Genomic DNA, 12,684 nt, shown 5'->3' with positions numbered 1-12,684 from the left:
GGATGTACCGGCCTCTTCGCGAATGAATTCGCTCCCACAGACACATCCCGAAACCCTAGCAGGGAATCGTGACAATGCGCCTTTCGTCGCCCATGTAACGGCGTCACATAACCATCACCAAAGGTTCACGGCCATGACACGGGGTCTACCTAGCCTGCATCTGTACAGCAACGCGCTTGAATAATCAGCCGACCGGCCCATTGCATGGCTGGCTTACGGAGACTCGCATGACCCGGATCGCCCGCATTCGTGACACCAGTACCGAACGCCGCCTACAGGCCGAACGCCTGATCGGCAGCAGCGCCTTGGAAGAAGCACAAGCCCTGCGTTTCAGCGTATTCAGCGGCGAGTTCAACGCCAAGCTCAAGGGCGCTGAACTGGGTCTGGATATGGACGATTACGACGTCCATTGCATGCATATCGGCGTACGTGACCTGAGCACCGGCCGACTGGTCGCCACCACTCGCCTGCTCGATCACAAGGCGGCCAATACCCTGGGCCGTTTCTACAGCGAAGAAGAATTCAGCCTGCATGGCCTCGGCCATCTGCAAGGCCCGATCCTGGAACTGGGCCGCACCTGCGTCGACCCGGCTTACCGCAACGGCGGCACCATCGCCGTGCTCTGGAGCGAACTGGCCGAAGTGCTCAACGAAGGCGGCTACAGCTACCTGATGGGCTGCGCCAGCATCCCGATGCAGGACGGCGGCATCCAGGCCCACGCCATCATGCAGCGCCTGCGTGAACGCTACCTGAGCACCGAACACTTGCGTGCCGAACCCAAGAACCCGCTGCCGAGCATGGATCTGCCGAGCAACGTGATCTGCGAAATGCCGCCGCTGCTCAAGGCCTATATGCGTCTGGGCGCGAAGATCTGCGGCGAGCCGTGCTGGGATGAAGACTTCCAGGTCGCCGACGTGTTCATCCTGCTCAAGCGCGACGAGCTCTGCCCACGCTACGCCCGCCACTTCAAGGCAGCAGTGTAATGAGTCGGGTGCGCGGCTATGCGCGAGTTGCCAGGGTGTTGCTGGTCATCGCCCTGGGCCTGACGATTGCCGGGGTGTTCGCCCTGATGGAGCGCCTGCGCGTCGGCAACTCCATGGCCCGGCGCCAGCGCTGGAGCCGTTGGTTCATGGCGCGCCTGACCAACGCCCTGCCCTTTCGCGTGACGGTCAGCGGCAGCCTGCCGACTCAACCGATGCTGTGGCTGAGCAACCATGTGTCATGGACCGACATTCCATTGCTGGGCATGCTGGCGCCGCTGTCGTTCCTGTCCAAGGCCGAAGTACGCACCTGGCCGATTGCCGGCTGGCTGGCGTTGAAGGCCGGGACACTGTTCATTCGTCGCGGTTCGGGTGACAGTCGCTTGCTGCAAAAGCAGATGTGCAATCACCTGCAACAAGACACCGATCTGCTGATCTTCCCGGAAGGCACCACCACCGATGGCCGTGCCCTGCGCACTTTCCACGGCCGTCTGCTGTCCAGCGCCATCGAGGCCGGGGTGATGTTGCAGCCGGTGGCGATCAAGTACACCCGCGACGGCAAGGCGGACCCTATCGCGCCCTTCATTGGCGATGACGATCTGCTGTCGCATCTCAAGCGTCTGTTCGCCAATGAGCAGGGTGATGTGCATATCCAGTTGCTGACGCCGATTGCCACCGCAGGCCAGGAGCGCGCCGCACTGGCGTTCCAGGCACAGCAGGCGGTGCAGATGGCGCTGTTCGGCGAACCCGCACAAGCACCTCAGACGTCGCGTTCGACTGCTTCAACAGCCGCCAGGGCCGCCTGAGCAAAGTCCTGCAACAACGGATAGAACGCGGCGAAGTCGTCACTCAAGGGTTGGTAGAGATCGGGCAGTTCCTGCGCGGCTTCTATCAACCCTTGCGGTTTTGACAGGCGTCGGGAAATGCCTCTGATCACGTCGCCGACAATCTCGAACTGACGATACGAACCCAGCCAGTCCTGCGCCGCCATGCGCGGCGCAATCACCGCCAGGTGCCCCGGCAATTGCGGTTCGGCCGCCAGCACGCCGTAGACCCTGCGGGTGAAGCTGTGCAGGGGCACGTCGGCGTAGCGGCTCCAGTCCCGGGCCAGGCAATGGTCGAAAAACACATCCAGCACAATCCCGGCATAGCGCCGCCGCTCGGCAGGAAAGCGGCCGAGGGATTGCTTGACCAGCGGGTGGCTGTCGGTGAAGGAGTCGATGCTGCGGTGCAACTGGATAGCCGCTGCAAGATCACTGGGGAAGCGCCCGGCCAGCGGCCCTTTGACGAAGTCGCCGTAGAGGCTGCCGAGCAATTGCGCGGGTTTATCGCCGCCGAGGTGGAGGTGTGCGAGGTAGTTCATGGCGCCTAGCCTACGCCGTTTTGCGCTGCACAGCCTCTATATCGATATAACCCGATATACCGATTTATAAGGGCCTTAGCACTCCTTCATATTTGTATATCGCGAACTATCGATATAAGGTTCGCTCCATCGCGATATAGCGCTATACACCTGAGTTCTCCATGCCTATCGACCTCGACGAAATAATAAAAGCCCTGGCCCACCCTGTCCGCCGCGACATCCTGGTGTGGTTAAAGGACCCCGTGACTTGCTTTCCCGATCAGGAACATTCGGTCGGTCATGGCGTGTGCGCCGGTCAGATCGACCAACGCGCCGGGCTGTCCCAGTCCACCGTGTCGGCCCACTTGGCGACCCTGCAACGCGCTGGCCTGATCACCAGCAAGAAAATCGGCCAATGGCATTTTTTCAGCCGCAACGAAGAGACCATCCAGGCCTTCGTCGACGCCCTGGTGCTGGAACTCAGCCCACCGCTCTAACTCTTCAAGGAGATGCATCTTGCCTCTTTCACTACTGGTGCTCGCGCTGAGCGCTTTCGCTATCGGCACGACCGAATTCGTGATCATGGGCCTGTTGCCCAACGTTGCGGCTGACCTGGGCGTATCGATTCCCGGCGCCGGCTGGCTGGTAACCGGTTATGCCCTGGGCGTGGCCATCGGCGCGCCGATCATGGCCCTGGCCACCGCCAAACTGCCGCGCAAGGCCGCGCTGGTCTGGCTGATGGTGATCTTCATCGTCGGCAACATGCTTTGCGCCCTGTCCACCGGCTACACCATGCTGATGATTGCGCGGGTTGTGACCGCGCTGTGTCACGGCGCCTTCTTCGGCATCGGTTCGGTGGTGGCGGCCAATCTGGTTGCGCCCAATCGCCGTGCTTCGGCGGTGGCGATGATGTTCACCGGCCTGACCCTGGCCAACGTGCTGGGCGTGCCACTGGGCACCGCATTGGGTCAGGAAGCCGGCTGGCGCTCGACCTTCTGGGCCGTGACCGTGATCGGTGTGCTGGCGTTGATCGGCCTGATGCGCTTTCTGCCATACAAGCATGACGAGGAAAAACTCGACATGCGCGCCGAGCTGGCCGCCCTCAAGGGCGCCGGGATCTGGCTGTCCCTGAGCATGACCGTGCTGTTTTCAGCATCGGTATTTGCCCTGTTCACCTATGTGGCGCCGCTGCTTGGCGAAGTGACTGGCGTGTCGCCACGCGGCGTGACCTGGACCTTGCTGCTGATCGGCGTCGGCTTGACCCTGGGCAATGTCATCGGCGGCAAGCTGGCTGATCGAAATGTGCAGCGCACCTTGCTCGGGGTGTTCCTGGTAATGGCAGTGATCTCGGCGATTCTCAGCTGGACCAGCGTGGCGCTGATCCCGACCGAAGTCACCCTGCTGCTTTGGGCGGTCGCCTGTTTCGCTGCGGTACCGGCCCTGCAAGTCAACGTAATGACCTTCGGCAAGGCCGCGCCCAACCTCATTTCGACCCTGAATATCGGCGCCTTCAACGTCGGCAATGCCCTTGGCGCCTGGATCGGCGGCAGTGTGATCGCTCATGGAATGGGCCTGACCAGCGTGCCTCTGGCCGCTGCGGTACTGGCAGTGCTTGCCCTGCTGGTGACCCTGATTACTTTCCGCCAGAGCGTCAATCCCGAGCTGGCCCCTGCTACCAACTGATCAATTTCCAGAGGGTTTTACCATGACCACTATCTTTGACCCGATCACCCTGGGCGACCTGCAACTGGCCAACCGCATCGTCATGGCGCCGCTGACCCGCTGCCGCGCCGACGAGGGCCGTGTGCCCAACGCGATGATGGCCGAGTACTACGTACAGCGCGCCTCCGCCGGCCTGATCATCAGCGAAGCCACTTCCGTTACGCCCATGGGCGTCGGCTACCCGGACACCCCGGGCATCTGGTCCGCCGCCCAGGTGCGTGGCTGGAGCAATATCACCAAGGCCGTACACGCCGCGGGTGGCAAGATCGTCCTGCAACTGTGGCATGTAGGCCGCGTCTCCCACAGCTCGTACCTCAATGGTGAAGCGCCAGTTGCCCCGAGCGCGGTCAAGCCGGCCGGTCACGTCAGCCTGGTCCGTCCGCTGGCTGAATACCCGACGCCCCGCGCCCTGGAACTGGAAGAAATCGCCGATATCGTCGACGCCTATCGTAATGGCGCGGAAAACGCCAAGGCCGCCGGTTTCGATGGCGTGGAAATCCACGGTGCCAACGGTTACCTGCTCGACCAGTTCCTGCAAAGCAAAACCAACCAGCGCACCGACGCTTACGGTGGCTCCGTGGAGAACCGTGCACGACTGATGCTGGAAGTGACTGACGCAGTGGTGGAAGTCTGGGGCGCCGGCCGGGTCGGCATGCACCTGGCACCCCGTGCCGACGCCCACGATATGGGCGACGACAACCTGACAGAGACCTTCAGCTACGTCGCCAGCGAACTGGGCAAGCGCGGTATCGCGTTTATCTGTGCCCGTGAGCGCGAAGCCGATGACAGCATCGGACCGATCCTTAAGGAAGCCTTCGGCGGCGCCTTTATCGCCAACGAAAAGTTCACCAAGGACAGCGCCAATGCCTGGCTGCAATCGGGCAAGGCCGATGCCGTGGCCTTCGGCGTGCCGTTCATTGCCAACCCGGACCTGCCCGCGCGCCTGGCAGCCGATGCGCCGCTCAATACGCCAGTGCCTGAGACCTTCTACGGCAAGGGGCCTGAGGGTTACCTCGACTACCCGACGCTGTAACGGTTGCTGAAATAAAAACACCCCGCCTTGGCGGGGTGTTTTGTTTTGCGCCGGGCCTGTGCCACAAAAACGCCTCAGCTCCAACGGTTCAACGCGGGGTATTCACCTGCTGCGCCAGGTTCTGGATCTGGCTGTTGAGGGTGTTGATGCTGCGTGTCACCTGGGCGCGGTAGGCGTCGAACTCTGCGGTGCTTGGCCCGTTACTGTTGGCCGACGGCGTCGGGGCGCGGTCCTGCTCGCTTTTGAGTGCGACCAGTTCCTGCTCGATGCGGTCGATGGCCTGGCTGGAGTTATTCTTCTTCAACGTCGCGATATCGGCACTCAGGGCTTTGAGCTGGCCATCGAGACGGTCCTGGCTGGCCTGAATGTTTTTCACATCAGGCAGGGCGGCCTGCACGCTGGGCATGGCTGACTTGAGGGTGGTCATTTCCAGCGCCACGTTTTTCAGGTCTTCCTGCAATTGCGTGCTGGTGGCCTGTTGCTGGGCATTCTGCTCGGTAAGCTGGGCGAGGCGTTTTTCCAGGTCGGCTTTCTGCCCAGAACTGCCTTCCTGCTGCTTGTCCTGATCAGCCAACTGATCCTCGATCAGCTTGATGCGCTGGCGCAGGGCCTCGCCTTCACTGACCACCGACTCGGTCGCCACCACTTTGCCGGAGATATCCTGCAAGCGCCCCGCCGCTTCTTCGCTGATCCGCGCGAAGCTTTCCTGAGTCGCCACCAGTTGCTGGCCCATCAGGGTGATCTGCTGGAAGCTCCACCAACCCAGGCCACAGAAGGCAATGGCCAGTGCACCAATCAATGCCCATAGCGGGCCGGTGCTCGGCGCCTTGACCTTGACCACCGGCGAGGTGCGCGAATAAACAGCGGTGCGCTCACGGGCGCCGGACGACAGCTCGAAATCGTCATCGTCATCTTTGGCGGTGAGGCTCGGGACGTCATCGACGTCGTCGTAGGGATCGTTGCGCATGAATAGCCCTTCAAAAAAACCCGTAAAAGCGAAGCTGAAAAATGCAAAGCCTCGAAGTATAACCAGTTCCCGCCACAGCACTCATTGCGGCTGTTGCGCCTGCCACCAGGCACAGAACTCGTCCAGCGCAGTCCACAGGCTGACCTTGGGCTCGTACTCCAGATAATGCCGGGCGCGGCTGATATCCAGGGTGAAGTCCTTGCTCATGACCTGCATGCCCAGGCGCGACAATGTCGGCTCCGGGCGCCCCGGCCAGAGCATGCACGCCGCCTCGTTAAGGGCAGCGGCGCTGTAGGCCAGGCCATAGGAACGGTAACGCGTTACCTGTGGCACTTGCATGCGCCGCATCACGTAATTCACCGCATCCCACAGCGGCACCGGCGTACCGTTGCTGATGTTATAGGCCTTGCCCAACGCCGAACCCATGGCCAGCAAGCTGCTGAGCATGGCCTCGTTGAGGTTCTGCATGCTAGTGAAATCCACTTTATTCAAGCCGTTGCCCACGATCGACAGACGCTTCTTGCGCTGCATATTGAGCAATCGCGGGAAAATGCTGGTGTCGCCTGCCCCGGTCACGAAACGCGGGCGCAGGGCGATCACTTCCAGGCCGAACTCCATGGCGCCGAACACCTTCTGCTCGGCCAAGTATTTGGTCGCCGCATAGTGGTTGTTGAACCGACGCGGGACCTGGTCTTCCTTGATGTTCAGGTGCGAATGGCCATCAAAATAGATCGACGGCGATGACAAATGGACCAGCCGACGCACCCGTTGTTTCAAGCAGCCTTCGACAATGTTTTCGGTAACCTGCACATTGCCCAGCATAAAGTCCTGTTTACGCCCCCACACACCCACGGCGCCGGCGCAGTGCACCACGGCTTCGACGTCATGACACAGCTCGCGGACCAGCTCGGGGTCGGTCAGATCGCCGGGAATGAATTCGGCGCCACGACGTACCAGATGCTCGACGCTCTCTGCCCGCCGTCCGTTGACCCGTACGCTCAGGCCCTGCTCCAGGGCAAAACGCGCAAAGCGCCCGCCAATAAAGCCGCTCGCGCCGGTGACCAGAATTTTCATTTACCGCTCCGTAGAATCTCATTGCCCTGACACCCCGCAATCGCGTGGCAATCGGGAACCGTGGGAGCGAGGCTTGCCCGCGAAGGCGATAGGCCAGATTCAAAAAATGTGGCGGATGTACCGTCCTCTTCGCGGGCAAGCCTCGCTCCTACAAATCGTGTGAATAGAGTGTCGAATACCAATACCCAGTCCTCACTGACGTTCAGACTCACGCCAACGGCACCAACCATTGCCCCGCCTTGCGCGCAAGGTGTTCGGTCAGGCGGGTCAGCAACTGGCCGCCATTGCGCCAATGATGCCAGTACAACGGCACATCGATGACCTGCCCATCCAGCAACTCCACAAGGGCGCCGCGCTGCAACTGCTCATGCACCTGCAATTCCGGCACCATTCCCCAACCCAGTCCAGCCTCGACCATGCGAATGAAGCCTTCGGATGAAGGACACAGGTGATACTCGAAACTGCCCTCGCTGCCCAATGACGCCAGGTAGCGATGCTGCAGAAAATCGTCCGGCCCGTAAACCAGCGCCGGGGCCCGGGCCAGTGACGCGGCGTCGACACCGCCAGGGAAATAACGGCTGACAAAGGCGGGGCTGGCCAGGGCACGATAGCGCATGGCGCCGAGCAACTGGCTGCGCGCCCCGGCCACCGGGCGTTCGCTGCCGCACAGGCACGCGGCCACTTCACCGGCGCGCATGCGCTTGAGGCCGACGTCCTGATCTTCCACCACCAGGTCCAGCAACAGATGGTGCTCGGCGCAAAAATCCCCTACCGCGCCCACCCACCAGGTCGCCAGGCTGTCGGCGTTAAGGGCGATACGCAGACGCTCGGGCAAGCCCTCCTCGTCTAACGCAGGCACCTGACTGAGCAAATCACGCTCAAGCAAGCGCACCTGCTGCACATGGTTAAGCAGGCGGCGGCCGATATCCGTCGGGCTCGGCGGCGTAGCGCGGATCAGTACCGGCTGGCCGATACGCGCCTCCAGCAACTTGATGCGCTGGGACACCGCCGATTGCGATAGCCCCAGCACTTGGGCCGCGCGCTCGAACCCCGCCTGCTCGATGACCGCCGCGAGGGCGGAGAGCAATTTATAGTCGAACATCAGTTTTCCTAATGAGCAATCAGCAACATTGTTTTTTCTTATACAACGTCAGGCCGCACAATCGCCACATCAACTTTAAATGCAGACAAGGAACGGCGATGACCGGCGAAACCTCATTGAACACGCTGCTGCGCAGCATGAGCCCGGAGCTGAACGACGGCGACTATGTGTTCTGCACCCTCGCCGATGCTTCCCTGCTCAAGGGCACCGAGGTGCTGGGCAGTTTCCGCGAGCGCGAGGGACTGACGGTGATCATCGAACGCCAGCAGGCCCAGGACCTGGGCTTGAGCTTCGAGTACGTCGCCGCCTGGATCACCCTGACTGTGCATTCGTCCCTCTCCGCCGTGGGCCTGACCGCCGCCTTCGCCACGGCATTGGGTAGTGCCGGTATCAGTTGCAATGTGATCGCCGGCTATTACCACGACCACCTGTTCGTCGCCAAAGACGACGCACACAAAGCCCTGGCGGTCTTGCAGCTATTGGCCGCCCAGGCCTAGTCACGCACTTTTTGGAGTAAACCCTGATGTGGCAAAGCTACCTCAACGGCCTGCTGGTCGCCGCCGGACTGATCATGGCCATTGGCACGCAGAATGCCTTTGTTCTGGCCCAGAGCCTGCGCCGCGAACATCACTTGCCGGTGGCCTTTTTGTGCATCGCCTGCGACGCCATTCTCGTCGCCGCCGGGGTGTTCGGCCTGGCCAATGTACTGGCTCATAACCCGACCCTGCTGGCGGTGGCGCGCTGGGGCGGTGTGGCATTTCTGCTCTGGTATGGCATTCTGGCTTTGCGCCGCGCCTGCTCCCGGCAGAGCCTGCAACAGGGCGAGAATAGCGGCGTGCGTTCGCGTCGTGCGGTACTGCTCAGTGCATTGGCGGTGACCTTGCTCAACCCCCATGTCTATCTCGACACTGTGCTGCTGATCGGCTCCCTCGGCGCCCAGCAGACTGTGCCCGGCGCCTATGTGGTCGGGGCCGCCAGCGCGTCGCTGCTGTGGTTCTCGGCCCTGGCCATCGGCGCCGCCTGGCTGGCGCCGTGGCTGTCGCGCCCGGCGACCTGGCGCCTGCTGGACCTGATGGTCGCGGTGATGATGTTCAGTGTCGCTTTGCAGTTGATTCGTAGCGCCTGAGCCAGATAAGCATTTGCAGTAGCGCAATTTGTGGGAGCGCGGCTTGCCCGCGAAGAGGCCGGGACATCCGCTGCATTTGTGTGATCTGGTCTATCGCATTCGCGGGCAAGCCACGCTCCCACAGGATTCGGGCTTGCTCCCATGATCCTCCGACAACCGGCGCAAAGGCTCTGGAACCTCTATCCCACACAGTTGTTGCGTGGTTAACAGGCAGGGCCGGTGCTATGATCCCGAGCCTGCGCCGCAAAGAGTACAAACTCCCCGGCGCATGTTCTGTCTGGCCGCCCGTGATCGGCCTTGCGCTCACCGCAACTGACCTGATTAGGAGAATTACCATGGCTTTTGAACTGCCGCCGCTGCCATACGCGCACGATGCACTGGCTCCGCACATCTCCAAGGAAACCCTGGAGTATCACCACGACAAGCACCACAACACCTATGTCGTGAACCTGAACAACCTGGTGCCTGGCACCGAGTTCGAAGGCAAGACCCTGGAAGAAATCGTCAAGACTTCTTCGGGCGGTATCTTCAATAACGCCGCTCAGGTCTGGAACCACACTTTCTACTGGAACTGCCTGGCGCCAAACGCCGGTGGCGAGCCGACTGGCGCCCTGGCTGATGCAATCAATGCAGCCTTCGGTTCCTTCGACAAGTTCAAGGAAGAGTTCAGCAAGACTTCCATCGGCACCTTCGGTTCCGGCTGGGGCTGGCTGGTGAAGAAGGCTGACGGCTCCCTGGCCCTGGCCAGCACCATTGGCGCAGGCAACCCGCTGACTGGCGGCGACACTCCGCTGCTGACCTGCGATGTCTGGGAACACGCCTACTACATCGACTACCGTAACCTGCGTCCAAAATACGTTGAAGCATTCTGGAATCTGGTTAACTGGAAGTTCGTTGCCGAGCAGTTCGAAGGCAAAACCTTCACCGCTTGATCGACGCTCCAGACAAAAAACCCGGCTTGCCGGGTTTTTTTTCGCCTGACGGTCATACTTTGGGTATTGTCAGAAGGCGATAGCAGACTAATATCACCCACTGGCTTTCATTAAAAACTGCTCAAGTTCACGTTAGTACTAACCGATACATCGGCAACAGCCTGACCCTTGCCCAAGGGCGGCGAGCAAAAATCGACACTGGCAGGCAGCCAAAGGGCGACATCTGCGTGTTCAGGTCCGGTTCTTGCTGTTCACACGCAGGTATACAAGGGTCACACGCTCCCAGCACGGATTGAAGGAATAGCCATTTGAAGCTGGAACTCAAGAACAGCTTGTCTGTGAAGATGTTGCGCGTGGTGTTGCTTTCGGCGCTGATCGTCGGCGTCGTGCTCAGCTGTGCGCAAATCGTGTTCGACGCATACAAGACTCGTCAGGCCGTGGCCAGCGATGCCGAACGCATCCTTGACATGTTCCGTGACCCTTCCACGCAAGCGGTGTACAGCCTGGACCGCGAAATGGGCATGCAGGTCATCGAAGGCCTGTTCCAGGACGACGCGGTGCGCATGGCCTCCATCGGCCATCCCAACGAAACCCTGCTGGCGGAAAAAGAACGCGCCCTCAAGACTTCCTCGACCCGCTGGCTGACCGATCTGATTCTCGGCCAGGAACGTAGCTTCACCACCCAATTGGTAGGCCGCAGCCCCTACAGTGAGTATTACGGTGACCTGCGCATCACCCTCGACACCGCCACCTACGGCGAAGGCTTCATCATCAATTCCTTCATCATTTTCGTTGCCGGCGTGCTGCGCGCTCTGGCCATGGGGCTGGTGCTGTATCTGGTCTATCACTGGTTGCTGACCAAGCCGCTGTCGAAAATCATTGAACACCTGACCAACATCAACCCGGATCGCCCCAGCGAGCATCAGTTGCCGGTGCTCGAAGGTCACGAAAAGAACGAGCTGGGTATCTGGGTCAGCACCGCCAACCAGTTGCTGGCGTCCATCGAGCGCAATACCCATCTGCGCCACGAAGCGGAAAACAGCCTGTTGCGCATGGCCCAGTACGACTTCCTTACCGGCCTGCCCAATCGCCAGCAGTTGCAACAGCAACTGGACAAGATTCTGGTTGATGCCGGGCGCCTGCAGCGTCGGGTAGCGGTGATCTGCGTCGGTCTGGATGACTTCAAGGGCATCAACGAACAATTCAGCTATCAGACCGGCGACCAGTTACTGCTGGCCCTGGCCGATCGCCTGCGCGGCCACAGCGGCCGTCTCGGTGCCCTGGCACGACTGGGCGGCGACCAGTTCGCTCTGGTCCAGGCCGATATCGAGCAACCTTACGAAGCCGCCGAGCTGGCGCAGAACATTCTCGATGACCTGGAAGCACCATTCGCCCTCGATCAGCAGGAAATCCGTCTGCGCGCGACCATCGGCATCACGCTGTTTCCGGAAGATGGCGACAGCACCGAGAAGCTGCTGCAAAAAGCCGAACAAACCATGACCCTGGCAAAGGCGCGCTCGCGCAACCGTTACCAGTTCTATATCGCCAGCGTCGACAGTGAAATGCGCCGCCGCCGCGAACTGGAAAAAGACCTGCGCGAAGCCATGCCGCGCAATCAGTTGTATCTGGTCTACCAGCCTCAGGTCAGCTATCGCGATCATCGCGTGGTCGGGGTCGAGGCACTGATCCGCTGGCAGCACCCGGAACATGGCCTGGTGCCGCCGGACCTGTTCATCCCCCTGGCGGAACAGAACGGCACTATCATCGCCATCGGCGAGTGGGTGCTGGACCAGGCCTGCCGCCAATTGCGCGAATGGCACGACCAGGGCTTCAGCGATCTACGCATGGCGGTCAACCTCTCCACTGTGCAGTTGCACCACTCCGAGCTGCCACGGGTGGTCAACAATCTGCTGCAGATCTACCGCCTGCCGCCGCGCAGTCTTGAGTTGGAAGTGACCGAAACCGGCCTGATGGAAGACATCAGCACTGCCGCCCAGCATCTGCTCAGCCTGCGCCGCTCCGGTGCGTTGATCGCCATTGATGACTTCGGCACCGGCTACTCGTCCCTGAGCTATCTCAAGAGCCTGCCGCTGGACAAGATCAAGATCGACAAGAGTTTCGTACAGGACCTGATGGACGACGACGATGACGCCACCATCGTGCGCGCCATTATCCAACTGGGTAAAAGCCTGGGCATGCAGGTCATCGCCGAGGGCGTGGAAACCATCGAGCAGGAAAACTACATCATCGCCGAGGGGTGCCATGAGGGTCAGGGCTACTTCTACAGCAAGCCTTTGCCCGCCCGGGAACTGCTGGCGTATCTGAAACAGGCGCAGCGGACCAATGCTGCGATTCTCTAGAGACTATCTCCATCGTTGGAGCGAGGCTTGCCCGCGAATACGGCAT

The 12,684-nt window shown here is 61.0% G+C and carries 13 protein-coding genes; 9 read left to right on the top strand and 4 right to left on the bottom strand.

Features of this window, described 5'->3' with window-relative positions; genetic code table 11:
• Positions 1 to 227 precede the first annotated feature (227 nt).
• Positions 228 to 983, top strand: a complete 756-nt coding sequence (gene olsB / locus AC1Z24_RS05360) for an L-ornithine N(alpha)-acyltransferase (protein ID WP_483744823.1) — start codon at positions 228 to 230, stop codon at positions 981 to 983.
• The gene (locus AC1Z24_RS05355; protein WP_259098459.1) at positions 983 to 1,786 is read left to right on the top strand and encodes a lysophospholipid acyltransferase family protein; all 804 of its coding nucleotides are present in this window, start codon (positions 983 to 985) and stop codon (positions 1,784 to 1,786) included. The genes olsB and AC1Z24_RS05355 overlap by 1 nt, the downstream gene beginning before the upstream one ends.
• On the opposite strand, the gene AC1Z24_RS05350 is transcribed toward AC1Z24_RS05355, so the two are convergent.
• The gene (locus tag AC1Z24_RS05350) at positions 1,741 to 2,343 is read right to left on the bottom strand and encodes an acyl carrier protein phosphodiesterase (RefSeq protein ID WP_483744822.1); all 603 of its coding nucleotides are present in this window, start codon (positions 2,341 to 2,343) and stop codon (positions 1,741 to 1,743) included. The two genes, AC1Z24_RS05355 and AC1Z24_RS05350, sit on opposite strands and share 46 nt — an antisense overlap.
• Positions 2,344 to 2,504: 161 nt before the next feature.
• Between AC1Z24_RS05350 and AC1Z24_RS05345 the strand changes: the two genes are divergently transcribed.
• From AC1Z24_RS05345 to AC1Z24_RS05335, 3 genes are read left to right on the top strand one after another with little or no spacing between them, the layout of a single operon-like run.
• On the top strand, positions 2,505 to 2,819 hold the full coding sequence (locus AC1Z24_RS05345) for an ArsR/SmtB family transcription factor (protein WP_483744821.1): 315 nt from the start codon (positions 2,505 to 2,507) through the stop codon (positions 2,817 to 2,819).
• 19 nt (positions 2,820 to 2,838) lie between these two features.
• Positions 2,839 to 4,005 (top strand): MFS transporter, encoded by a 1,167-nt coding sequence (locus AC1Z24_RS05340; RefSeq protein ID WP_483744820.1) that lies wholly within the window; start codon positions 2,839 to 2,841, stop codon positions 4,003 to 4,005.
• 22 nt (positions 4,006 to 4,027) lie between these two features.
• Positions 4,028 to 5,077 (top strand): alkene reductase, encoded by a 1,050-nt coding sequence (locus AC1Z24_RS05335; RefSeq protein ID WP_259098452.1) that lies wholly within the window; start codon positions 4,028 to 4,030, stop codon positions 5,075 to 5,077.
• An 88-nt stretch (positions 5,078 to 5,165) separates the two neighbouring features.
• On the opposite strand, the gene AC1Z24_RS05330 is transcribed toward AC1Z24_RS05335, so the two are convergent.
• From AC1Z24_RS05330 to AC1Z24_RS05320, 3 genes are all read right to left on the bottom strand, one after another.
• Positions 5,166 to 6,044: an ATPase gene (locus AC1Z24_RS05330; protein WP_483744819.1), complete on the bottom strand. Its 879-nt coding sequence runs from the start codon at positions 6,042 to 6,044 to the stop codon at positions 5,166 to 5,168.
• Positions 6,045 to 6,125: 81 nt separating this feature from the next.
• Positions 6,126 to 7,118 carry an NAD-dependent epimerase/dehydratase family protein gene (locus AC1Z24_RS05325; RefSeq protein ID WP_483744818.1) on the bottom strand — a complete coding sequence of 331 codons (993 nt, stop codon included), beginning with the start codon at positions 7,116 to 7,118 and terminating at the stop codon, positions 6,126 to 6,128.
• A 208-nt stretch (positions 7,119 to 7,326) separates the two neighbouring features.
• A complete protein-coding gene (locus tag AC1Z24_RS05320) occupies positions 7,327 to 8,220 on the bottom strand; it encodes a LysR family transcriptional regulator ArgP (RefSeq protein ID WP_483744817.1) in 894 nt (297 codons plus the stop codon).
• A 98-nt stretch (positions 8,221 to 8,318) separates the two neighbouring features.
• Here AC1Z24_RS05320 and AC1Z24_RS05315 point away from each other — a divergent pair, with 98 nt between their 5' ends.
• The 4 genes from AC1Z24_RS05315 (at position 8,319) to AC1Z24_RS05300 (ending at position 12,638) form a co-directional block, all read left to right on the top strand.
• Positions 8,319 to 8,717 (top strand): ACT domain-containing protein, encoded by a 399-nt coding sequence (locus tag AC1Z24_RS05315; protein WP_483744816.1) that lies wholly within the window; start codon positions 8,319 to 8,321, stop codon positions 8,715 to 8,717.
• Positions 8,718 to 8,743: 26 nt separating this feature from the next.
• Positions 8,744 to 9,346 (top strand): LysE/ArgO family amino acid transporter, encoded by a 603-nt coding sequence (locus AC1Z24_RS05310; protein WP_483744815.1) that lies wholly within the window; start codon positions 8,744 to 8,746, stop codon positions 9,344 to 9,346.
• A 335-nt stretch (positions 9,347 to 9,681) separates the two neighbouring features.
• Positions 9,682 to 10,278: a superoxide dismutase gene (locus AC1Z24_RS05305; RefSeq protein ID WP_483744814.1), complete on the top strand. Its 597-nt coding sequence runs from the start codon at positions 9,682 to 9,684 to the stop codon at positions 10,276 to 10,278.
• 344 nt (positions 10,279 to 10,622) lie between these two features.
• On the top strand, positions 10,623 to 12,638 hold the full coding sequence (locus AC1Z24_RS05300; RefSeq protein ID WP_483746530.1) for a putative bifunctional diguanylate cyclase/phosphodiesterase: 2,016 nt from the start codon (positions 10,623 to 10,625) through the stop codon (positions 12,636 to 12,638).
• The last annotated feature ends 46 nt before the right edge of the window (positions 12,639 to 12,684 follow it).

It is taken from the genome of Pseudomonas sp. JL23, assembly GCF_056933585.1.
The sequence above is the reverse complement of the archived record's forward strand: the minus strand, read 5'-3'. Positions and strand labels throughout refer to the sequence as shown.